Annotated in this window: 23 protein-coding genes; 9 read left to right on the forward strand and 14 right to left on the reverse strand. The window is 64.1% G+C overall.

The annotated features are described in order from the left end of the window. Positions 1-9: 9 nt before the first annotated feature. The 9 genes from B0E49_RS11750 to B0E49_RS11790 form a co-directional block, all read right to left on the reverse strand. Positions 10-1008: an ABC transporter ATP-binding protein gene (locus B0E49_RS11750; RefSeq protein ID WP_286137955.1), complete on the reverse strand. Its 999-nt coding sequence runs from the start codon at positions 1006-1008 to the stop codon at positions 10-12. Continuing rightward, complete coding sequence (locus B0E49_RS11755; protein WP_286137956.1) at positions 1005-2072, reverse strand: ABC transporter ATP-binding protein; 1068 nt, start codon at positions 2070-2072, stop codon at positions 1005-1007. The genes B0E49_RS11750 and B0E49_RS11755 overlap by 4 nt, the downstream gene beginning before the upstream one ends. 6 nt (positions 2073-2078) lie before the next feature. Continuing rightward, positions 2079-2966: an ABC transporter permease gene (locus tag B0E49_RS11760; protein WP_077562389.1), complete on the reverse strand. Its 888-nt coding sequence runs from the start codon at positions 2964-2966 to the stop codon at positions 2079-2081. Then, positions 2963-3919, reverse strand: a complete 957-nt coding sequence (locus B0E49_RS11765) for an ABC transporter permease (protein ID WP_077562390.1) — start codon at positions 3917-3919, stop codon at positions 2963-2965. The genes B0E49_RS11760 and B0E49_RS11765 overlap by 4 nt, the downstream gene beginning before the upstream one ends. Before the next feature lie 6 nt (positions 3920-3925). Beyond that, positions 3926-5599, reverse strand: coding sequence for a peptide ABC transporter substrate-binding protein (locus B0E49_RS11770; RefSeq protein ID WP_077562478.1), 1674 nt, complete (start codon positions 5597-5599; stop codon positions 3926-3928). Between the two features lie 92 nt (positions 5600-5691). Further along, positions 5692-7017, reverse strand: a complete 1326-nt coding sequence (locus B0E49_RS11775; protein ID WP_077562391.1) for an NAD(P)/FAD-dependent oxidoreductase — start codon at positions 7015-7017, stop codon at positions 5692-5694. 19 nt (positions 7018-7036) lie between these two features. Further along, entirely contained in the window at positions 7037-7756 is a 720-nt protein-coding gene (locus B0E49_RS11780) for a cupin domain-containing protein (RefSeq protein ID WP_077562392.1), read from the reverse strand. Further along, positions 7753-9267, reverse strand: a complete 1515-nt coding sequence (locus B0E49_RS11785) for an aldehyde dehydrogenase family protein (RefSeq protein WP_077562393.1) — start codon at positions 9265-9267, stop codon at positions 7753-7755. The genes B0E49_RS11780 and B0E49_RS11785 overlap by 4 nt, the downstream gene beginning before the upstream one ends. Before the next feature lie 31 nt (positions 9268-9298). Continuing rightward, positions 9299-10435: a DSD1 family PLP-dependent enzyme gene (locus B0E49_RS11790; RefSeq protein ID WP_077562394.1), complete on the reverse strand. Its 1137-nt coding sequence runs from the start codon at positions 10433-10435 to the stop codon at positions 9299-9301. Positions 10436-10776: 341 nt separating this feature from the next. Here B0E49_RS11790 and B0E49_RS11795 point away from each other — a divergent pair, with 341 nt between their 5' ends. Beyond that, on the forward strand, positions 10777-11181 hold the full coding sequence (locus B0E49_RS11795; protein WP_077562395.1) for a RidA family protein: 405 nt from the start codon (positions 10777-10779) through the stop codon (positions 11179-11181). After that, positions 11178-12065, forward strand: coding sequence for a GNAT family N-acetyltransferase (locus tag B0E49_RS11800; RefSeq protein WP_077562396.1), 888 nt, complete (start codon positions 11178-11180; stop codon positions 12063-12065). Before B0E49_RS11795 ends, B0E49_RS11800 begins: the two co-directional genes overlap by 4 nt. A 19-nt stretch (positions 12066-12084) precedes the next feature. Here the strand turns inward: B0E49_RS11800 and B0E49_RS11805 are convergent, their stop codons facing one another. The 4 genes from B0E49_RS11805 to B0E49_RS11820 form a co-directional block, all read right to left on the reverse strand. Next, a complete protein-coding gene (locus tag B0E49_RS11805; protein ID WP_077562397.1) occupies positions 12085-12963 on the reverse strand; it encodes a LysR substrate-binding domain-containing protein in 879 nt (292 codons plus the stop codon). A gap of 87 nt (positions 12964-13050) precedes the next feature. Continuing rightward, a complete protein-coding gene (locus B0E49_RS11810; protein WP_077562398.1) occupies positions 13051-14115 on the reverse strand; it encodes a cupin domain-containing protein in 1065 nt (354 codons plus the stop codon). A 20-nt stretch (positions 14116-14135) separates the two neighbouring features. After that, positions 14136-15098 (reverse strand): 4-hydroxythreonine-4-phosphate dehydrogenase PdxA, encoded by a 963-nt coding sequence (pdxA, locus tag B0E49_RS11815; protein ID WP_174571096.1) that lies wholly within the window; start codon positions 15096-15098, stop codon positions 14136-14138. A gap of 29 nt (positions 15099-15127) precedes the next feature. Continuing rightward, on the reverse strand, positions 15128-16201 hold the full coding sequence (locus B0E49_RS11820; RefSeq protein WP_077562400.1) for a four-carbon acid sugar kinase family protein: 1074 nt from the start codon (positions 16199-16201) through the stop codon (positions 15128-15130). A 75-nt stretch (positions 16202-16276) separates the two neighbouring features. Between B0E49_RS11820 and B0E49_RS11825 the strand changes: the two genes are divergently transcribed. Then, positions 16277-17164: a LysR family transcriptional regulator gene (locus B0E49_RS11825; RefSeq protein WP_077562401.1), complete on the forward strand. Its 888-nt coding sequence runs from the start codon at positions 16277-16279 to the stop codon at positions 17162-17164. Positions 17165-17390: 226 nt separating this feature from the next. Here the strand turns inward: B0E49_RS11825 and B0E49_RS11830 are convergent, their stop codons facing one another. After that, positions 17391-18473: an IS630 family transposase gene (locus B0E49_RS11830; protein ID WP_077562402.1), complete on the reverse strand. Its 1083-nt coding sequence runs from the start codon at positions 18471-18473 to the stop codon at positions 17391-17393. A gap of 328 nt (positions 18474-18801) precedes the next feature. Here B0E49_RS11830 and B0E49_RS11835 point away from each other — a divergent pair, with 328 nt between their 5' ends. Genes B0E49_RS11835 through B0E49_RS11855 form a run of 6 tightly spaced genes read left to right on the forward strand, consistent with a single transcriptional unit; the run spans position 18802 to position 23069 of the window. Further along, complete coding sequence (locus tag B0E49_RS11835) at positions 18802-19167, forward strand: helix-turn-helix domain-containing protein (RefSeq protein WP_286137958.1); 366 nt, start codon at positions 18802-18804, stop codon at positions 19165-19167. A 10-nt stretch (positions 19168-19177) separates the two neighbouring features. Next, entirely contained in the window at positions 19178-19441 is a 264-nt protein-coding gene (locus tag B0E49_RS11840; protein WP_077562403.1) for a hypothetical protein, read from the forward strand. Next, complete coding sequence (locus B0E49_RS11845) at positions 19441-20646, forward strand: amidohydrolase (protein ID WP_077562404.1); 1206 nt, start codon at positions 19441-19443, stop codon at positions 20644-20646. The genes B0E49_RS11840 and B0E49_RS11845 overlap by 1 nt, the downstream gene beginning before the upstream one ends. Position 20647: 1 nt before the next feature. Beyond that, entirely contained in the window at positions 20648-20887 is a 240-nt protein-coding gene (locus B0E49_RS20210; protein ID WP_144264537.1) for a hypothetical protein, read from the forward strand. Continuing rightward, positions 20884-22356, forward strand: coding sequence for an aldehyde dehydrogenase family protein (locus tag B0E49_RS11850; RefSeq protein WP_077562405.1), 1473 nt, complete (start codon positions 20884-20886; stop codon positions 22354-22356). The genes B0E49_RS20210 and B0E49_RS11850 overlap by 4 nt, the downstream gene beginning before the upstream one ends. Then, the gene (locus B0E49_RS11855; protein ID WP_077562406.1) at positions 22353-23069 is read left to right on the forward strand and encodes a cupin domain-containing protein; all 717 of its coding nucleotides are present in this window, start codon (positions 22353-22355) and stop codon (positions 23067-23069) included. Before B0E49_RS11850 ends, B0E49_RS11855 begins: the two co-directional genes overlap by 4 nt. Positions 23070-23081 lie beyond the last annotated feature (12 nt).

The following is a 23081-nucleotide window of genomic DNA, read 5'->3' on the forward strand; positions in this document are numbered from 1 at the left end:
GGGCCTGCGTTAGATGTCGTCGCGGATGCACGCGGTCGCATGATTCCGCTCTATGGATCTGAGTTCGGGCACGCCGTGGGCGCACGCGGGCTGGGCATGTGGGCAGCGCGTGCGGAACGCGCAGCCCGACGGGGGAGACAGCGGGCTGGGGATGTCGCCCTTGAGCAGTTCGCGCGGGCCCCGCTGCCGCGGATCGATGTTCGGCACGGCGGCCATCAGGGCACGCGTGTAGGGATGCCGCGGATTGTTCAGCAACGATTCGGCGTCGGCGATCTCAACCAGGCGGCCCAGATACATCACGGCGATCCGGTCCGAGATGTGGCCCACCACCGCGAGGTCGTGGCTGATGAAGAGCATCGTGAGGCCGAGCCGCTGCTTCAGCTCGAGGAGCAGGTTGATCACCTGGGCCTGCACCGACACGTCGAGGGAAGACACCGGTTCGTCGGCCACCAGCAGTTGTGGCTGGGTCATGAGCGCACGGGCGATGCCGATGCGTTGGCGCTGCCCGCCCGAGAACTCGTGCGGATAGCGCGATCGGTGCGCCGCGTTGAGCCCGACCGTTTTCAGCACGGCATCGATGCGTTCGCGCCGTTCCTGCACCGTCATTTCGGGCACGTGGATTTCCAGCGGGGCCGAAAGCAGTTCCTCGACCGTGTGTTTCGGGTTGAGGGACGAATACGGGTCCTGAAACACCATCTGCATCGCCCGCCGCAGCGGCCGCATCTGGCGCCGCGTGAGGCCCACCAGGGGTTTGCCGTCGAAGTGCACCTGCCCAGCCGTCGGCGGGTCCAGGTTCAGGACGGCGCGGCCGATCGTGCTTTTGCCGGAGCCGCTCTCGCCCACCAGGCTCAGTACCTCGCCCCGGTGGATCTCGAAACTCACACCGTCGACGGCCTTGACGCTCTGCGCCGGTTTGCCGAACCAGCCACCATCCAGCGGATACCACTTGCGCAAGCGCTCGACTTGCATCAGGACGGAAGCGGGTGGTTGTTCTTGCTGCAGCATCATGCGGCTCCTTTGATTTCCGGCCAACGGGCGCATCGCACCAGATGACCCGGATGGGCGTTCTCCAACTCCGGCACCGCGGCATCGCAGCGACCCGGCACAAAGTGACCGCAGCGCGGCCCGAAGGTGCAACCCGGCGGGTGAGCGGCCGGATCGGGCACGTTGCCCGGAATGGCGAACAGTGGGGTCTTGCGGGCGCGATTCGAATGCAGCCGCGGAACCGATTGGATCAGGCCGCGGCTGTAGGGATGCCGCGGCTCCGTGAACAGCGTCACGACATCGGCCTGCTCGACGATCCGGCCCGCATACATGACCAACACGCGGTCGGCAATCTCCGCCACCGTGCCCAGGTTGTGGGTGATGTAGACCATAGCCATGCTAGTCTCCGACTGCAGCTTCTGTAGCAGCTCGAGGATCTGCGCCTGGATGGTGACGTCCAGCGCGGTCGTCGGCTCGTCGGCGATCAGCAGCGAGGGTTCGCAGGCAATCGCCATGGCGATCATCACCCGCTGTCGCATGCCGCCGGAGAGTTCGTGCGGGTAGTTCTTGAGACGGCGCTTGGGATCCGAGATGCCTACCTGGTTCAAGAGCTCGGCAGCGCGGTCCGTCGCAGCGCGTGCGCTCATGCCGAGGTGGATGCGCAAGCTCTCGCTGATCTGCGCCCCGACGTTGTGCACCGGATTCAGCGACGTCATCGGTTCCTGGAAGATCATTGAAGCGACACCCCCGCGAACCTTGCGCATCACGCGCTCGGGCGTGCCGACCAGCTCGTAGGTCTTGCCGTCACGCGCCGCAAGCCGGGCCGACCCGGCGATCGTGCAGTAGGGCGCGGGCGCAGTGAGCCCGAGCAGGCCCAGGCAGGTCACGCTCTTGCCGGAACTGGTTTCCCCTACTAGCGCCAATGTCTCGCCGCGGCGCACGGAGAAGCTGACGTCGCGCACGACATGCACCGTTCCGGCCGCCGTTCGGAAGGAAACGTTGAGACCGCGCACGTCCAGGATGTTCTCCGCTTCAGCGGCGGCTTGGGCCTGAGGAATGTGGATCGGTTCGTAAAGGTTCATGTCCATCACCTCTCATCTATCCAGTTTCGCGTCCAGCGCATCACGCAGGCCGTCGCCAATGAAGTTGAAGCTCGTGACGGTCAGCGTGATGGCCAGCCCCGGCACGATCGCGAGCCAGGGCGCATTGGTCAGGTAGCTCTGCGCGTTCTCCAGCATGTTGCCCCAGCTCGGCGTCGGCGGCTGGATGCCGTAGCCCAGAAAACTGATGTACGACTCGGCCAGGATGGCTTGCGCGATGTTCAGCGTCGCAGCGACCACGATGGGCGCGACGGCGTTGGGCAGGAGCTCACGGAACATGATGCGGCTGTCGCTGGCGCCGAGCGATTCCGCGGCCAGCGCGAAATCGCGTTCGCGCAGCGAGCGGATCTGTCCTTCCACTACGCGCGCCAATTCCATCCAGCTGGCCACGGCGATCAGTACCACGATGGAGGTGACGGAGGGCTCTATCAGGGCCGCAACCGCCAGTAGCAGGAAGATGGTCGGGAAGCAGAGCATGGCGTCCACGAACCGCATCAGTGCAGCCCCGATTGCTCCGCGGTAGTAGCCCGCCACGACACCGACCAGCACACCCACTGCCACCGACAGCGCCGTGGCCGCGAAGCCGATCGACAGGGAAATGCGACCGGCATACATGAGACGTGCCAGGATGTCGCGACCCAGCGGATCGGTTCCGAGCAAGTGCGGGCCGGCGAACGGCTCTGTCAGCCGTGCAAGTATGTCGGTATCGGTGTCGTTGAAGGGGATCAGCCAGGGGCCCACGAAGCTTGCGAGCGTCATGAACAGCACGACGCTCAGGCCCAGGAGCGCCAGCCGGTGGCGCAGGAAGCGCCTGAGGGCAGGATAACGCTCGGCGAGGCTACGACGCGGCGGAACAGGCAATGCGGTCGGCACGGTGCTCATTTCGACGCTCCTTTGATGCGCGGATCAGCGACTGAGTAGAGAAGGTCCGCCAGCAGGCTGCCCAGCAGGACCATGCAGGCCGTGAACATCAGCACTCCCATCACCACGGGATAGTCGCGATTGCTCACGCTGTCGAGAAAGAGACGGCCCATCCCCGGCCAGGTGAAGACGGTCTCCGTCACCAGCGCGCCGCTCAGCAGCGTGGACACGTGCAGACCGGTGATCGTGATCATGGGCAGCAGTGCGTTGCGCAGTGCGTGGTGCAGCAGGATCCGCATGGCGGGGACACCCTTGGACTTGGCGGTACGGATGTAGTCCTGGTTCACCACGTCGAGCATCGAAGAGCGCATGTAGCGGCTCCACACTGCGGTGGAGACCAGCGCCAGCACGATGCACGGCAGCACCAGATGCCGCAGCTGGTCGACGAAGGAGCCGTCTCCGATGTTCTCGCGGTTGCCCGCCGGAAGCCAACCCAGGTTCACGGAGAACACATAGATGACCGCCAGGCCGAACCAGAACGTGGGAATCGACAGCGCGACCATCGCCCCGACCGTGGCCAGATTGTCGAAGAACGAGTAGCGCCGCACTGCACCCAGGATGCCGATCATGCCGCCGATGAACATCGCCAGCAGCGTCGAGGCGATCATGAGTTCCAACGTGGGCATGATGTGCACGCCGATCTTCGCCAGCACCGGCAGCTGATCCCGGTACGATCTGCCCCAGTCGCCCATGAGCAGGTTGCGAGCCCATTCGAGGTACTGGATCGGCAAGGGCCGGTTCAACCCGTACTGCGCCATGAGCCGAGCGACGTCTTCCGGGCCGAGATTGCCAGTGGCCAGGAACTGGGCCAGCGGCCCCCCGGGTGCAAGATGCAAGATCGCGAAGGCGATCATCGAGACCAGCACCAGCAGCAGCAGAGACTGCAACAGGCGGCGCAGAAGATAGCGGCCCATGATGCGTCAGGCCGTCCAGCGCCAGCTGGCAGCGTTCCAGCTGTTGGCCAGTGCATTCACGTTGTTCACGTAGCCGTCCAGGCCACCCTTCGTGCCCTCGATCTGCACTTCGTAGAACAGCGGCAGGAACGGCAGGTCGTCCATGATCAACTCCTGGACCTTGGCGTAGATCTCCTTCCGCTTGGCATGGTTGTATTCCTGACGGCCCCGAGCGAGCAGCGCATCCACCGCGACGTTCTTGTATTGGCTCACGTTGGAGCCCGAGCCTGTGAGTTTCGGGATCGCGCCGGAGCCGAAGCGATGCGTGACGTCCGGGTCGGAGGCAATCGTGTAGGTCGGCGCGGTCATCAGGCTGTCGAACTCGGAGTTCCTCCAGAAATCGGCCCACAGCACCGCCGCCACCATGTTCTTGATCGGCATCTCGACGCCGATCTTCTTGAAGTCGTCGGCAATGAGCTGCTGCGTCTGCGCACGCAACTGGTTGCCCGTGACCGTGGAACTCGTGAAGGACAGCCGCACGCCGTTCTTGGCGCGGATGCCATCCGCACCGCGCACCCAGCCCGCCTGGTCCAGCATCGCGGCGGCTTTTTTCGGGTCGTACTCGGGTTTGGGCAAGTTGGGGTTGGCAGCCCAGTGTGTCGGGACGAGGTAGTTGTTCGCGGGCTTTGGCACGCCGTAGTAAACGAGGTCGCAGATCGACTGCCGGTCGATCGCGATGTTCAGTGCCTTGCGCACCGCCTTGTCCGCAAGCGCCGGGTGCGCGAGGTTGAGCGTCAGGTTCTCCACCGCGCCGCGGGTCGAGGCGTAGACGCGGCGGTTGCGCAACGCCTTCGCTTCCTTGTAGAAGTTGGCGGGGATGCCTTGCAGCCCGATGAAGTCGATCTCTCCGGTTTTGAACTGCGTGTACATCGCGTTCAGGTCCGGCACGTACTTGAAGATGAGCCGGTTCAGGAACGGAGGCTTGCCGAAGTAGTTAGTGTTGGCTTCGAGGATCACGTAGTTGCCGGTCTCGCGGCTGACGAACCGGAACGGCCCCGTGCCGACGGGAGCGGCGGCGAACTGCGGCGAGTTCGGGTCCGAGTTTTGCGAAAGAATGTGCGCTGGGACGATGAAGGTCCAGCTCAGCACAGATGCCAGTGGTGCATACGGCTCCTTCAACTTCCAGGTGATGACGTTGTCACCTTCGACGCCCACGGACGCAATGTATTCGAAGGCGGTGCGGTTGCGGGCGCGAAAGGCCGGGTTCTTCATCAGGCCGATAGAAAACTTGACGTCCTCTGCCGTCATCGGCTTGCCGTCATGCCACTTCACGTCGTGGCGCAACTCGACACGCCAAGTCAGGCCATCGGGCGAGATGCCGCCGTTCTCCACGGTCGGAACCGCCTTCGCCAACTGGGGCACGAATTTCCCGTCCGCATCGATCATCCACAACGGACTGAACAGGTTCCACCAGACCCCCTGGTCCACCTCGTTGGCGGTCATCAGCGGATGAAGAACGGTAACTTCCTGCGAGAAACCGAGGATGGCCTGCCCCGTCGGCTTCGTGGGCGGCGCGGCGGCGTGGGCATTCTCCCCCAGACCCAGGGAATCCAGGGCAAAGGAGGCTGCGCCTGCAAAGATGGCGTTGCGCCGAGTCAGATTGCCCATGGCGGCATCGCCGATATTGTTTGTCCGCTTCATGTTTATACCTTTCAGTTCGCTGCTGTGATCATTCATGGTTGTCTCCTGGATAGGGGTTGCGGGGTTAAGTGGATGGGTTGGGCGCGCGAGGCCTAGAAATCAGCGACCTTGCCCCATGCGGAACTGTTGAATCGACCAGGTCGAAATGGTGTGGGATCCACGATCGGTTCAGCGCCGGTGGCCAGGTCCGCGATCAGGTGGCCGGCGCCGGGCCCGGTGCCGAAGCCGTGTCCGGAGAAGCCCGCGGCCAGAATGAAACCCGGCATGCCAGGCACTTCGCCAATGCCCGGAACACCGTCCGGCGTGCTGTCGACGAAGCCGGCCCACGCATGCGTGATCTTGGCGTCGCGAAGTTGGGGCAGCAGTTCGACGGCGCGCCGGTGGGTCTCTTTGATCGTGGTCGAACAGGGCTTCGGATCGAGGATGCGCACCCGCTCCATGGGCGTCGGCGCATCGAGCCGCCACCGCGCCAGAGTTTCGTGGCCGCCCCGGATGCCTTGCAGGCCTCCCGGCAGAAGGCTGCGCCAGCGCTTGGCGAACATGGGCACGAATTGCGGGGCGAAGCGCAGGAACTGACCTGTCACGTCCACACGCGCGCGGCCGCTGATGGCCAGTGCGTAGCGTCCGTCGTCGCGGCGAGTGGCGGACACGCCCGACATCACCAAGGCATCCGGCAGGCGATGCGCCACAGGGGACACGCTGAGGATGGATTGGCGGATCGAGGCCTGGGGAAAACGGATGCCCAGCTGGCGGCAGAATGCAGATGCCCAGGCGCCGCCGGCGAGCACGGCCGTCCTGGTCTTGATGACGCCGGCTTCGGTGACGACACCGCTGACACGCCCGCCTTCGGTCTCGATGCCGCGGGCGGCGCAATTCTGGTGGACGCTGCCCCCGAGCTTGATGAGCGCAGCGGCCACGGCCGGCGCGGCCTTGGCAGGATCTGCCGTGCCGTCGTTGGGCGAATAGACGCCGCCCTTCCAGGGGCGACCGGTCGCCTGCCCGCGCTCGGCGGCCTCTCGACTGCTCAGCATGTGACTCGTGACGCCTGAGGTTTTCGCAAAATCACGCCAGTTGGCCCAACCGGACAATTCTGCCTCGTCGTTACTGAGAAACAACAGCCCGCAGCGACGGAAGCCTGTGTCTTCGCCGCTCTCGGCGGCAAATTGTTCCCACAGGTCCAGGCTCTTGCTCGCCATGGGCAATTCGCGAGCGTCGCGGTTCTGCTGCCGGCACCAGCCCCAGTTGCGGCTCGACTGCTCGGCACCGATCCTGCCCTTTTCGACCAAGGCCACTGACAGGCCGCGCTGAGCCAGGTAGTAGGCGGCGAAGACACCGACGATGCCGCCCCCGATCACTACGACGTCCGCCGAGGCCGGCGGCGTGGGGGAAGTTTGAATTTGCTTCAGCGGAGGGGACATGATGAATCTGTTCGCCCGTTCATGCCTGGACGGCCTGGACCACGAAGAACTTCGCCACGCGGTCGCCGCTTTCCCATCCGACCGATGTGCCTTTAGGCACGAAAAGCGCATCACCCGCCTGTGCAGACAACACACTACCATCGGGCGCGGCGAACCGGACACTCCCGTCCAGCAGATGCATGAACTCATTCTGGCGATGCGGGCGGACAATCCGGTGATAGGGGGTGGAGTCCCAGGTACCCGCGCTGTACCCCACGCCTTCCTCGGTGAAGACATTTTCGCTGCGGCACTCCGGTGCCGGGCCGAGCAGCGCTTCCGGGGGTAGCGAACGGGCCGGCTTGAAGTCGGCGTCGGCGCGAAGCGGGGTCACGCTGTGCTTTGTCGGTTTGTCGCAAGCGGCCGCGCAAAAAGAAAACCGGACGCGGGATCCGGCCTGGATGCGAAGTGAGGTACCGCATCCGATGACAGCACCTGTCTGTGGACCGAGCACCAGCGGGGCCGCGCCGCTCGCTGTCAGAGTCAGCTCGCCTTCCGCAACGACAATGGTTTCGATGTGGGGAAAGCTTGCGACATCCAGCTCACCGATGAAGCTGATTCGGCCCACGATCATGGATTCGGGCCCTTCCCATGCGATTTCGCGGTGACGCGCAAAGGGGTCGTCCTTGCCGAACGCAGCCCGGCGGAACGAAGTTGAAACGGGTGCGCCGTCGGCGCGATGCAGCACTATTGCCAAGGTCATGATTGCTCCTGCGCGTTGCGCGATGATTGAACTGTCGTTGCGAGCGTCGGGGCATCCTGGAAGCCAAGAATGGCCTTGGTTTCCAGGTATTCCTCGATGCCTTCGATTCCGTATTCGCGGCCATTTCCAGACCGCTTGTAGCCGCCGAATGGGGCATGGGGGCTCCAGGCCGGGTAATTGATATGCACCTGCCCGGACCGGATGCGCGCTGCGACGGCGCGCGCCGCGCCCAGATCCTTGCCCTGCACATGAGCGCCCAGACCATAGACGGTGCCGTTGGCGATCTCCACCGCCTCGTCCATGCTGTCGTAGGGGATCAGCACGAGCACCGGCCCGAAAATTTCCTCCTGCGCGATCTGCATGTGAGGCTGCACCGCGGTGAAGATGGTCGGGCGGCAGTAGAAGCCGCGGCTCAAGTCTTCTGGCCGTCCGAGGCCGCCACAAATGAGCTTCGCTCCTTCGGTGATGCCGATGCCTATCATTTCCTGCACGCGATTGAACTGCGCGCGGTTCGCCACCGGGCCATGTGTGGTCTGCGTCGATCGTGGATCGCCCACCACGAGGCTAGCTACCGCTTCGAGCGCGATCCGTTCCACCTCCTGGAGCCGCGCGCGGGGAACGATCATGCGCGTCGGCGCGCTGCAGGATTGGCCGACGTTGCGCAAGCCGGAGGCCACGCCTGCTGGCACGGCACGCGCCAGATCCGCATCGGGCAAGATCACATTCGGTGACTTCCCGCCGAGTTCCTGGGCCACACGCTTCACAGTGGGAGCGGCCGCTTGGGCAACGAGTACGCCGGCCCTTGTCGAACCGGTAATCGAGATCATGTCCACGTCCGGATGCGCCGACAGGGCGGCGCCGACCTCCGGCCCATTGCCGCTCACCAGGTTGAACACACCTGGCGGGATCCCGGCGTCGTGCATCACCTCGGCAAAGAGCAAGGCGCTCAGCGGCGACAGCTCGCTGGGCTTAAGGACAACCGTACATCCCGCCGCCAACGCAGGGCCGACTTTGGCCGTGATCTGGTAGAGCGGCCAGTTCCAGGGGGTAATCAGGCCGCACACGCCGATGGCCTCGCGCATGATGGCCACGTCTCCCCGATGGGTGAGGAACGGATAGCTGGCCAAATTGTCCCGGGCCACGCGGATGTGCTCCGCCGCTACCGGCACTTGTGTGCTGCGCGCAAAGCCGATGGCAGCGCCCATCTCCAGTGATATCGCCTGGGCGAACAGTTCTGCTCGCTCCAGGATCAGTGTGTGGACGCGGTCGAGAAGGACGGCCCTACTCTGGGCGGAGCTCACGGACCAGGCGGCGAAAGCACGCCGCGCTGCGGCCACCGCCGTAGCGACGTCTTGCGCATTTCCCAGTGCGATCTCTGTGACAGGCTCCTCGGTGGACGGGTCGATGACAGAGGTTCGAGCTTGCCCGTGGGGCAGAACCCACTCGCCGTCAACGAACATGCGGTCCAGACGGCCAGCGCTCCTGAGGCATTCGACGATGGAGGAGTTCATGGAGTAGGTCCTTTGGAAACTGCGTAGCGGTTCATTGCCATCCGTAAAAGCGGGGCCACGTGCGCAGCGTGCCATCGGGTGCCAGCGCTTCGTAGCGGGGAAACTGCGCACCCGTGGCGCAAGCATGGTTCGGCAGGATGCGCAGTTGCATGCCCACCGGAAAACGCTGCGTGATCTGCGGATCAGGCTCGCCCACGCGCGACAAGATGCCGTGCTCCTGGTTCGCGCCGCTGAGCACATAGCCGTCCAGCAGTTCGCCATCGATGCTGCACACCTGGCCGTAGCCGTAATCGTGCTTCTGGCGCTGGGTGCCGCGGTCGCGGCTCATGGCCATCCAGCCAGCGTCGACGATCGCCCAGCCCTTCTCTGCTTGGTGGCCAATGACCGTCGTCAACACGGACAGAGCAATATCCTGGGGCTGGCACACGGTGATGTTGGACATGACGAGATCGAAAAAGACGTACACGCCGGCCCGCACTTCCGTCACGCCGGGCAGAACACTCGCCGCCAAGGCGGTGGGTGTGGAGCCGACACTCACCACTGGACAGGCCCAGCCTTGGGCACGCAGGCGCTCCGCCGCGCGCACGCAGCCGGCCCGCTCCTGTTCGGCCATGGCGACATGCGCCTCATGCGTGTCGAGGTCATAGCTGGAACCCGCGTGCGTCATCACGCCGCCCAGCACGCTGCCGCCTTCGAGCACGGCGCTACCCACCTCGATCAGCAACTTTGCTTCGGGTGGGATGCCTGAGCGGTGACCGTCGCAATCGATCTCAATCCACAGCTCGAATTGGTGCCCGTGCTCCTTGCCGAAGCGGCCGAGCGCGAGCGCCATGTCAACGTTGTCGGTGATCAGCTTCAGGTCGCAGCCCTGCTGCCGCAGCGCCAGCGCTTGGGCGAACTTGTTCGGTACTATGCCAACGGCATACAGAATGTCGGTGATTCCCGCCGCAAAGAATTGTTCCGCCTCTTTCAGCGTCGAAACCGTGATGCCTTGTGCACCCGCCGCGGTCTGTGCCCGAATGACCTCGAGGCACTTGGTGGTTTTGACGTGGGGCCGGAATTTGACGCCCAGCTCGTTCATGCGCGACTGCATGCGGTCGATATTGCGCTGCATCTGCGCGACATCCACCAGGGCTGCAGGAGTGGTCAATTGCTCAAAAGTGGTCATGAGTCGGGAAGTCAAGTTAGTGGGAAGCGTCGGAATGACTTGATGCTCGCAGTATCGAAGCGCCAATCCATGCAGTCAAATACAAGTTTTTGCCATATTCATTCCATATTGATATGAACATACGCAACCCGAGTCTTCCGTCCGGTGATGCACACATGCTCGATGTCCTTGCCGCATCGCTGCGGCGGTATACATATCAATCGTGAATGGACAACCAGTGAACTTGTATTGGACTGCATGGGTCCGCATGCCGATACTCGTAGCAGACGGTTCTGCGTCGCGATAGGTTCAGCAACAAATAACATCGTCGGCTCGGGCAGCCGTCGGAAAGGATGACAGGCATGGCAAAGGATATTTACGTCGTCGAACCGCCCGAGGCAGGGGCGCCTGGCGGTCACTACAGCCACGGCGTGGGCTACGGCGACCTGCTCTTCGTTTCCGGCCAACTTGGGATCCGGCAAGACGGTTCCCACACCGCGGACTGCGAATTCGAAGTGCAGGCGCGGCAGGCGCTGCAGAACGTGCTCGCCGTGCTCGAAGCCGCTGGCTCGGGTCCGCAGGACGTTCTGAAGGTGACTGCCTATATTGTGGACGTAGGCAACTGGCCGGGCCTGAACAAGGTCTACGCCGAAGTCATGGGACAGGCCCGGCCGGCGCGCGCCGTGGTTCCGGTGCCAGCGCTGCACTACGGCTATCTCATCGAAATTGACGCCGTCGCCGTGCGACGCAAGAAAGAAACCGCATGAACCTCGCCTCGACCTCAATCACACCCGATCCCGCGGGCACCGCAGTTAATGCCGTCTGCCTGCGCCCGTTCGAGCCAGGCGACCTGCCGGCGGCGCACGCAATGTCCAGCGCCTTGAAGTGGCCCCATCGGATCGAAGACTGGCAGTTCGCGCTGTCGCTCGGGCAAGGCGTGGTCGCCGAACGCAACGGAAAAGTATTGGGCACCGCACTGTCGTGGCAATTTGGGGCGAACTACGCCACCATCGGTCTGGTGATCGTCGCGCCCGAGCTGCAGGGTCAGCGCATCGGCAACCGCATGATGTCGGCGTTGCTCGATCGCCTGGAAGCGCGAAATGTGCTGCTGCACGCGACGGTGGCGGGGCGCGGCCTGTATGAGCGCCTGGGATTCGTCACCACGGGCGAGATCGTGCAGCACCAGGGCATGCTCGGGACCCTGCCGACGGTGGCGGGGCGCGAGGGCGACCGTCTGCGGCCGCTAAGAGATGCTGACGTCGAATCTCTGATCGCGATAGACGCCCGCGGGGCGGGCATGCCCCGTGCCGAGCTGCTTCGCCGGTTGTTCGCCCAGGGGAAGACGGTCGTCCTTGAGCGTGGCGGCCGGGTCGCCGGCTTCGCCGTTCTTCGCCGCTACGGCCACGGCCATGTGGTCGGTCCGGTGGCGGCGCCCGATGTCGATGCGGCCCGCCTGCTGATCGCCGATTTCTGTCGTCACACCGAAGGGTTCCTGCGCGTCGACGTGGACGCAACGAGCGGCTTGCCATCTTGGCTGGAGAGCCTGGGGCTGCTGCGCACCGGCGACGTGTCCGTGATGGTCCTGGGCCGGATGCCGGAGCGCGGGCCAGCCTATGGCGGCTGGGCGCTGGTTACCCAGGCGATCGGCTGACTTTCTTGCGCTCGGCGGGCTATGAGACGCGCACCACCATGCGCATGGCCTCGAGGAAGTCGGCGACGAGCGCTTGTGCCGGCTGTTGACGCGCACGCACCAGGTGGTACTTGAAGTAGATCTCTGGCTCGAAGGCCAGAGAATGCACGCCCGAGAGCCCGAGCTCGCTGAGCACCAGAGGTTCCACGATGCTGACGCCCAGGCCCCTCGCCACCATCGCGCAGACCGTGGTGGCCAGCGAAGTCTCGATTTCCAGCCTGCGCACCTCAGGATCGAAGACACGGTCAATGGCCGCCCGCGCTATGTCCGGAGGCGCTAGCGATATAAAGGACTCACCTGCCAGGTCCGAAGGAACGACCTTACGCTTGCGCCCCAGCCGGTGCCCCCGGGGTACGATGCAGACGGCGCGGTCAGAATACACGAGCTCGCTGTCGACTTCCTGGGGAAGGGCAACATAAGAGGCCAAGCCGAGCTCGCAGTAGCCCGATGAAACCCACTTGCAGATGGTCGCGGAATCGGTCGTGTGGACAACCACCGTCACGCGCGGCCGGAGTCCGCGAAAGATCTGCAGGATGCGCGGCACTAGGCTGATGCCGATCGCGGGCGACACGGCAATGCGCAAGCCTTCGACGCCGAGCGTGCGGATGCGGTCCGCCGCCTCGCGGACGGTCTGCAGTCCCACATAGGTGCGGTCGACCTCCTTCAGCAACGCGTAGGCTTCAGGCGTAGGAACCACGCGCAGCCCGACACGTGCGAACAGCTGCAGCTGCGTCTCGCGCTGCAGCAGCGCAATGGCGCGGCTCACGTTCGGCTGCGACGTGTGCAGCTGCGCCGCGGCAAGCGTCATGGAGCCTGTGTGCATCACGGCGCGGAAGCATTCAATCTGGCGAAAGTTCATATCGCCAATGTATCAAACTACCGAAACCTGGGTTTTGCCGCATGGATCGGCGTTCCGATGCCACCGACCCCCCCGCTCTGGCGCGAACTAAGCCGTCGATCGGGATGGCTCGGTGTGAGCAACGCCATTTCCCGCAGTTGGGCAGACAGGTGGCGCTGCCGTGGTGGCCAGCATCACCTCACAGATCTGGCCGCCCAAGGCCACCACACTGTGCTCGACGCCATGCGGTACAACGATGAACTCGCCCGGTTCAATCGTTTCTTCACGATCACGAAACTTCATGAGAAGGCGCCCTCGATGAACAAAGAACAGTTCATCGTCGTGTTGTCGAAATGACCAGCTGGACGCCCCCTCGAACACGGCGACTTTAACTTGCAAGTTGTTGACCTGCGCCTCCACCTGGGACGCGCCAGGTGCACGCAGCCCGGCAAACGCGGTTGACAGGTTCCTTTTGCGAATGGACGAGAGGTGTTTATTCAGGGCCGCGAGGTCACGGATGATGGCGCCGAGCTGGCTGGGCACGTCACTGCCATCGGCCGGGTATTTGCCATCCAGAGCCGCCGTCCCAATTGTGAAACCAGCCGCGCCGGCAGCCTGGACGACTGCAATCCGTTCCGGGGTGTCGATCGAGCCAGCGATATAGACAGGCTTCGTGACTGCGGCGCAGACGGCCTTCATCAACGCGGGCACGTTCTGCGCCGATCGGTATGCCAACAAGTCCAGGCCATGCACGCCATCGCGCCCTGCGATCGCCTTGGCGCTTTCGACAATTTCCTCGATGCTGCCTTCGAGCACACTCGGGTGACCGGTGATCCGGCCTGGAAACGGGAAATATCGGATGCCAGTGCCCTTGATGACCGGCAGCACGTCATCGACGCGCGTGCCGCCAAGAAGTACGTCAACGCCGATGTCGGCAGCGGCCTTTGCCGAAACGATTTCACTTTCGCGGTCGAGCGACACGACTTCCAGATAGGACGTTGCACCGCCGGCCTTGATGGCCGCATTGAGTCCCTTGAGCTGCTCGACCGGCAAGCCAATGTCCTTGAACCCAATGTGCCGTATGCCGAGGCTGAGCGCAGTCTGGAGTTGCTGCGACGCGTCCGGAACCGTGCGGTCGTTGCGAGTAAGCATGAAGATGAAACGTAAACCCATGATGGTGACTCCTTTTTGAATTAGTTCGGCTTGGTTTGCGCGGCGACGAGGCGCTTGGCGTAGGCAAGCGCCGTTTCCAGGCTTGCGTGGTCTGCAACACCGTTGCCCGCGATGTCGAACGCCGTGCCGTGATCCGGGCTGGTACGGACGAAAGGCAGGCCCAGCGTGATGTTCACGCCTTTTTCCAGTCCGAGGTACTTCACGGGGATCAGCCCCTGGTCGTGGTACTGGGCCACGACAACGTCGAATCGGCCCTGGCGCGCCTGCATGAAGACCGTATCGCCCGGATACGGGCCGCTGGCATCGATGCCCTCTGCTCGGGCCGCGTCGATTGCGGGCCGGATGATCCTGATCTCCTCGTCCCCGAAGAGGCCCCCTTCCCCCGCGTGCGGGTTAAGACCCGCCACCGCGACACGCGGGGCCTCGAAGCCGAGCGCCTTTCCACCCTCGTGGGCAAGCCTGATGGCGGACATCTGGGCGTCGAAATCGCCTTGTTCGATCGCTTTGCGCAGCGACGTGTGGATCGTGACGAGTACCGTGCGGATGTCGTCGTTCGCAAGCATCATCGCCACGCGCTCGGCGCCGCCGTATTCGGCCAGGATTTCCGTATGGCCGGGGTAGCGGATGCCCGCGCTGGCCATTGCCTCTTTGTTGATCGGCGCCGTGACGATGCCGCTCACTGCTCCGGACTTGGCTGCCGCGATCGCTGCAACGATGGCATCGAAGGCCGCCTGACCGGAGATCGCGCTGATCTGCCCGATGGGCGGAAGCTCAGTAATGCGGGTGGTTTCGATGACTTCAATGGTCCGCGGCTGGAACTGAGCCGCATCGGGTGCATGGATCCGCCGCACCTCAATGTCCAACCCAAGCCGGCGCACGATGTCCTGCATGACGCCATCGCTGCCGAACACGACGACGCGTTCGCCGCCCTTCGCAAGTACCTTCGCCACGATCTCCGGCCCAATGCCGGATGCATCACCCATGGTTAGGGCAAGCGGGGGGGAAATGTTCTTCACAGTGAATCCGTTCCTAAAATTTGAGTTGTTCCGCGTATGCGCGCGACAGCGCGCTCCAGAGCGTCGTCGCTGCCAAAGCCACCGGCCTTCATGGCGAGCAGGAGCGAGCGGCCATCGCCAAGCCTGGCGCGAGCCAGTGGGAATCCGGGATCGAGTTCTTGCAGAATTTCGAACTCGTGGACGTTGAGAAGGTCCAGGATGGCTTCCATCGTGTCGCCACCGGTCGCGATCAACGCGCCGAAGCCTGGGTCTTGAAGCTGTCGCGCTGCGTCTTGTGCAATGCGGCGCAGCACCGCGGCCGGGTCCCGCTCGCGCGCCCTGGGTCCGCGCAGCAGCATGAGGCCACTGGCCTCCCGAAGTTGATCGGCCTGTATGTGACTGCGCAGATTCGCGCTCCCAATTGCGACCAAAACGGCGTTGTTGATGCCCTCAATCAATGACGGTAGGGTCTTCGCAGGCACAAAACGCTGCGACAGGGCTGCAGCCATCCCAGGAGAGCCAACCCACAGGACCGACTCTGGATCCTCGATGGAAGCAATGCGCGAGTCGAGTTCTTCCTGCGTTACTGCATCGAGCAGCGTGACATTCTTGATGCATTTCGGGACCAGATCGACCAGCGCGGAATAACGCGCTGGGTGCACGGGGTCATGGCCATACGCACTCTCCGAAACTGGGATGCCATCAACGAGCTGAATGCCCCGCACCGTCGTACGCCCGCCTTGGGGGAACGCCGGTGCAAACACCAGTGACTTGCGGCCGCTCGCCGCAAAGCATGCTTCAAGCTCCTCCGCGATGTGGCCGCGCAGCGTGGAGTCCACCGTTTTGTAGAGCACTGCACGGCTGGCAAGCCGGTCGGTCAATCGAGCGACACTTTCGAATGCTTGCGACGAAGTCGCAGACCGCGAACCGCTGTCGACTGCGACCACCGCTGCCGCTGCCGCTTGGCGCGGAATCTGGCCTCTTCCGATCCACGCAGTCAGGCCGCGGGCGACGAAAGGTGCTGCGCCATCTGCCGCGCTGGTCAGGTCATCGGCGAGGACCGCTATGCTGGGCTGAAGATTGGTGTGCATGCATCAATTATCAAAACCTCGACGGACTATGAAAAGCGATAGTTTCTGAGAGATACCGGTGATATATTGTCACCGATGAATCGCTCAGACATTCCTTCACTCGACGACCTGAGAGCATTCGAGGCCACAGCGCGGCTGGGCTCGGTCCGGCTTGCAGCAGACTCGCTTGCGCTGACGCACGGCGCCGTCAGCCGCCGGATAACCAAACTCGCCAATGACATCGGGGTCAAGTTGTTTGAAAAGAATGGGCGAGGCCTGCGGCTCACACCGGCCGGCGAGACACTCAACCTCACCCTCAGCAGGTTTTTCGGCGAGTTGGCCGCCACAGTGCAAAGCCTGCGCGCTACCAGAGCTGGGAAGACTGCCTTGGTGCTCTCCTGCGAGCCTTCGGTTGCCATGCGTTGGCTCATTCCACGGCTGGGGGGGGTCCAAGTGGCGCATCCGAACATTGCCCTCCATCTCTCCGTCGGTGGAGGGCTTGTGGACTTTCGCAAGAATCACGTCGATCTCGCCATTCGACGGCTGGACTTCGCTGTGCCGGAGGCGTGGAACGTCCGGACCCTTTTCGCCGAAAGGGTTGGTCCTGTCATGAGACCGGAATTGGTGCCAAATTTTGAACACGGCGACTATCTCGCTCTCGGTTCGAAGACTCGACCGGACGCGTGGGCGAAATGGTTGAAGACCCATCCGTCGGCGCTTCGACCCACGGAGATCCGCTACTACGACCATCACTCCCTGATTGTCGAAGCTGCGGCTGCGGGGCTGGGTGTAGCCCTGAGTCCACTCGTACTCGCCGTTGACGATGTGGAACGAGGAAGCCTGGCAGCACCTGCTGGCTTTGACCCTGACGGCAGTCAGTACGGGTTGATCTGGTTGGGGTCGAGCGAACTGCAAGGTGTGGAGCTTGAACTCGCAGAGTGGCTTCAGGCGCAGTTCAGCCGCCTACGCCCGAACCTCATTTGAAAAGATCGCACCCCGGCTAAAATCGTGATGTCACGTGTTCAGGAAGCTGCCACGAAGCAGTTGAGCCGCAGCGCCTTAATCACGAAAATTCGGACCGCCCCGCGCTCGCAGACTCATCGCCCCTCCGCTGCAGAAGTGCCGCTGGCGTCAGAATTTGAATACCCTGCCAGGGATGCAACACCAACAGATCGTCATCACTAGTGCAGTGCACCACTCTGTTCTGTACTTATCCCGCGGCGGCAGTCAAGGCCGCCTTTGCCCGAGTAACTTTGGCCAGAATGTCGTTGGCACTGGCTGTCCAGATGAAGGGCTTGGGATCGATGTTGTGATGGGCGACATACAAATCGATGGCCATCTCCAATTCCGCCACGCTGGTGAAACTGTCGCGCCGGATGCGCTTGTCGGTGATGTCGCGAAAGAAGCGCTCGACCATGTTCAGCCACGACGCGCTGGTGGGTGTGAAGTGCATGACGAAGCGCGGGTGCCGCGCCAGCCACTTCTGCACCTCGGGGTGGCTGTGCGTGGCGTAGTTGTCCACGATCAGATGCAGGCTCAGATGCTTGGGCGTGCGCCGCTCGATGAGCCGCAGGAACTTCAGCCATTCGCTGTGCCGGTGCCGTGGCTGGCACATCGAGATCACGCTGGCGTCCAGCGTGTTGAGGGCGGCAAACAACGTGGTCGTGCCGTGGCGCTTGTAGTCGTGGGTGACGGTGCCGGCGCGACCACGCTTCATCGGCAGGCCCGGCTGCGTGCGGTTCGGCGCCTGGATCTGGCTTTTCTCGTCGCAACTGAGCACCAGAGCGTGCTCAGGCGGATTCATGTACAGGCCCACCACGTCCAGCAACTTGTCCTCGAAGCGCGGGTCGCGCGAAAGCTTGAAGGTCCGGCTCAAGTGCGGCTTCAAGCCGTTGCTGTGCCAAACGCGGCGGATGGTCGTCGCACCAACGCCCAAGTGTTCGGCCAGCGTTCGGGTACTCCAGTGCGTGGCGTTGATCGGCTTGTCATGCAGCGTGGCCTGCACGATTCGCGACTCGATCTGGGCAGTAATCGTGGTGGGCCGGCCACTGCGCGGTGCGTCCTTGCGCAACGCATCTATGCCGCCAGCCAGGAAGCGCTGGCGCCACAGCGCAACTTGGCGCCGATCCAGGCCAGCCTCAACGGCAATATCTTTGTTCGGCCGGCCCTCGGCGGCCAGCAGCACCACGAGCGCTCGCTGCTGCAGCCGGGCCTCAACCGTTCGGCGTTTGGCGAGCACACGCAACTCGTGCTCGGTGTGCTCATCCAGTTCAATCCTCTCGGCAACCCTCATCGTTCCAGCCTCCTGGAACGTCTGAGTGTGCTGGCATCATTAAGTTCTATAACTTCACGCGCACTGCATTACTGTATCAAGTTCAACCCTCAAATGCCAGCATTTAGCCGGGCGGCCTCAAATGTGAAGACTAATGCCCATCATTTGCGGGACAGGACAGGACGGAATGGGTCCGGGATGACGCCTATAGACACGCCGATCCTGCGGACAGGACGCTCTCTTCCCAACGCATGATCTGCTCAGCGGGCGCCGCACAACGCAATTCGCTGTCGCGGGGCACGCCGTTTACAGTGCCAAAACTGCAGGCCCCTCTCTTAAACTGAAGCCCATGATGACCACGATCAGCCAGGGCGGCGACGCGCGCTCACTTGCAGCGGTGCTGGCCCATATCGCCGCCAACCTCGACGAACCGCTGCCGCTCGACGACCTCGCCGCGATCAGCGGCCTGAGCGTGTGGCGCTTCGCGACTGTGTTCCGCGAGCGCATCGGCATGGCGCCGCACCGTTACGTGAGCCTGCAGCGCGTGCGCTATGCGCAAGCCTTGCTGCGCGAGGGCGCGGCGCTGGCCAGTGCCGCAAGCGAGTCCGGCTTTTGCGACCAGAGCCACCTGTCGCGCCGCTTCAAGCGGCTGTGCGGCATAACGCCGGGGCAGTACCAGGCCCGGTCGGCCGCTTCATCAACCCCCCACCTTTGACGGAACCACCATGCCCTCGCAGAACTTCAAAGTCCACAACTTCGACGTCGTCAGCACGCGGATCGACTTCGAGGGCGGGATGCTCGCCTACCTGCACCGTTCCGTGCCTGGCACGAGCTTGGCCGACGAAGCGCTGTGCGAGAAGCCCGACCCGCAGTTGTTCGCGTTCGCACGCGGCCCCCTAAGCAGCCGCGTCTACATGCGCGGCGACAACGTGCACGTCGCGCAAAGTCAGTGCCACGACATCGACGTCGCGGTCGACGCGAGCCGCTGATGGACGCGCCACTCCTGGACGAGATCGCCGACCTGCTGCCAGCGCTGACCGCACTACGCCAAGACCTGCATGCGCACCCGGAACTCGCGTTCACCGAGCATCGCACCGCCAGCCTCGTGGCGACCGCACTGCGTGAGCTCGACCTTGAGGTCCATGAAGGGATCGGCGGGACCGGCGTCGTCGGCGTGCTGCGCGTCGGCTCCGGCTCACGCAGCATCGGCCTGCGTGCCGACATGGACGCATTGCCGCTCACCGAGCGCAGTGACGCGAGCCACCGCAGCACCGTGCCGGGCGTGCACCACGGCTGCGGCCACGACGGCCACATCAGCATGCTGCTGGGTGCGGCGCGCCACCTGGTGCGTACGCGGCGCTTCGACGGCACGGTGGTCTTCATCTTCCAGCCCGCCGAGGAAGGCCGCGGCGGCGCCCACGCGATGATCGCGGACGGTCTATTCGATCGCTTTCCGTGCGACGCCGTCTACGCGTTGCACAACTGGCCGGACCTGCCACTGGGCAGTGCACAGACGCGGCCCGGTCCGATCATGGCGGCGGCCGACCGCTTCGACATCACGTTGCGCGGCCGCGGCGGCCATGCGGCGCAGCCGCATCGCACTCCCGACGCGATCCTGGCCGCGAGCCAGCTCGTAGCGCAACTCAACACCATCGTCGCGCGCCGCATCGACCCGGGCGAATCGGCGGTGCTATCGGTCACGCGCATCGAAGGCGGTCATTCGCACAACGTGCTGCCGGCCGAGGTTCAGGTCACCGGCACGGTCCGCAGTTTCGATGCGGCGTCGCAGGACCTCATCGAGGCCGCGCTGCGCGCCACAGCACAGGGCGTGGCGCTTGCCGGTGGCATCGAGGTCGATGTGCGGTACACACGCTACTACCCGGCCACCGTCAACAGTGCGCCCGAGGCCGAGTTGGCCCTGGCCGCGGCGGCGGATGCAGGGCTCTCGACCAGCGTGGCGGCGCTCCCCGCTTTCACCTCGGAGGATTTCGCGTTCATGCTGCGCGCCCGGCCGGGCGCCTACCTGTGGCTGGGCCAGGCGCGCGGGCGAGCGGACGTCGACCGGCCGCTGCACCACCCTGGCTACGATTTCAACGACGATGCGTTGCCGTTGGGCATTCAGTGGTTTGCCGCCGTGGTTGCCCGCGAACTTGCTCAGGGGAGTCCAGCCCGAGCACTTGGCAGGTGTGGCTAGCATGCTGCCGACTATCAAGCGGCTGCTTGCCACCGGATGTCCGCAGTGGCCGGATACAGACCGAGGCCAGATGGACCTCGCACGCATTTCTTCCGATTTCACCGGCGCCCAGCCATCAATGCCTGCATTAACCATAACTTTCCAGATCGTTAACCACTTCGACAACGTTGCTCCCCATACTTTCCGCCAGGAAGTCAGCTCAAAAAGCTTCTGCGCCGCACCAAAGGATCGACACCCATGAACTCCTCCATCATCGAGCGCCTCACAAGCGCCGGCCATCTGGATCGCATATTCATCGACGGCGAGTGGGTGTTGCCTGCGGGGCAAGCCCGAACCTCCGTCATCGACCCGTCGACTGAGGAACCTGTTGCGGAGGTTGCGCTGGGAAGCGCGCAAGACGTGACCGCGGCTGTGGCCGCAGCCCGGCGCGCCTTCGTGACCTGGTCCGTGAGCTCTCCTCAAAGCAGGGCCTCGCTTCTCGATCGCGTGCACAGCCTGATACTCGAGCGGGCGGAGTTGTTTGCCCAGGCCATCTCGCTGGAGATGGGCGCGGCAATCGGCATGGCGCGCAGCGCTCAAGTGCCCATTGCGGCGGAGCACATCCGCGTGGCCCGGGACATTGCGGGCAGCTATCCCTTCCTCACCCATCGGGGCAACACGGCCATCATGCGAGAAGCCATCGGGGTGTGCTGCCTGATCACACCGTGGAACTGGCCGCTCTACCAGATCACCGCCAAGGTCGGTCCCGCCTTGGCGGCGGGATGCACCATCGTTCTGAAGCCCAGCGAGCTGTCGCCCCTGAGCGCTTTGCTCTTCGCAGAGCTGATGCGCGACGCAGGCGTGCCCACGGGTGTGTTCAACCTCGTGAACGGCGACGGACCGGAAGTCGGCGCCGCAATGGCGATGCACCCCGATGTGGACATGATCTCCATCACGGGCTCGACCCGGGCGGGGATTCTCGTCGCGCAGGCCGCGGCCGTCACGGTCAAGCGCGTGGCCCAGGAACTCGGTGGCAAATCACCCAATGTCATCCTGCCGGATGCGGATCTCGCACGTGCCGTACCGGCGGGAGTGGCGGCCGCCTTCCGCAACGTCGGACAGTCGTGCAGCGCACCGACCCGCATGATCGTGCCGCGCGAGCGCCTCGCGGACATCGAGCGGATCGCATGCGATGCTGTATCGGGCATCGTGGTGGACGATCCGCGGTCGCCGCAGACTACGCATGGCCCCGTGGCGAACCGCGCGCAGTTCAACCGGGTACAAGAAATGATCGGCGCCGGTATCGCCGAAGGTGCGCGGCTGGTCTGCGGCGGCCTCGGGCGGCCGCAGGGCCTCGAGCGCGGCCTTTTCGTTCGCCCCACGATCTTTTCCGACGTGCATCCGCAGATGCGCATCGCTCAGGAAGAGATCTTCGGGCCGGTGCTTGCTGTCATTCCCTACGACAGCGTGGATGAGGCGGTTGAGATCGCCAACGGGACGGTCTACGGCCTGGGCGCCCATGTCCAGAGTCAGGACCTCGGCGCAGCACGCGCGGTCGCCGCGCGGATCCGGTCCGGCCAGGTGCATATCAACAACCCGGCATGGGATCCCCATGCCCCGTTCGGTGGCTACAAACGCTCCGGCAATGGCCGGGAATATGGGGTGGAAGGCGTCCAGGAGTACCTGGAAACCAAAGCCATCTTGGGATACATGGAGGAGAAACAAGCATGACGACGACCCTGATGCTGCACCACGCCGACGGTACACCGCTTTCGACCCCCTTCCGGAGGGCGGCCTTCGGCAAGGACGATCCCTTCGCGCGAGAACGCGAAATCGCCTGGGAAGGACCGGATTCGATGATCGCCGCTCGGGTCGACTTCAGCGGTGAACTCGATGTCGCGAGCTTTCCTCACATCGAGACCCTCGTCGTCGTGGAGGGAGAGTTGAGCCTCACGGTGCCGGGCGCAGCCCCGCTGGTGATCGGCCCCCAGGCGGGCGTCGTCATCGGACGCGGCACGGCGGTTCGCATCCAGGCCCGATCGCGCATCCGATTCGTTTCCTGCGCGGCCGCATGCAATGGACCGACGAGTCCCGGCATCACCCCGCTGCGCGCCGACGCCGACTTCAAGCCGTCCGCAGCGCCACCGGCAGAGGCGCTGCTGGGCCCGGCGCCGCAATGCCGCAGTGACAATGTCTTCACCGACGAGCAGACGCAGTACCGCGCCGGCACCTGGGACTCGACACCCTATCACCGGGTCGTTCGCCCGCATCGTCTCAACGAGTTCATGCACCTGCTGGCCGGCAGTGTGCAGTTCGCCAGCCCGGATGGCAGCATGCTGTCGGCAAGCGCCGGCGATGCGCTCTTCGTGCCCCAGGGCGCGCCGATCGGCTGGGAAAGCAGCGATCGCGTTGCGAAGTTCTACGTTGTGCAAAACGTCGCCTGAATCGACGCCGAG

The organism is Polaromonas sp. C04, assembly GCF_002002705.1.
Classification (GTDB): domain Bacteria; phylum Pseudomonadota; class Gammaproteobacteria; order Burkholderiales; family Burkholderiaceae_C; genus Rhodoferax_A.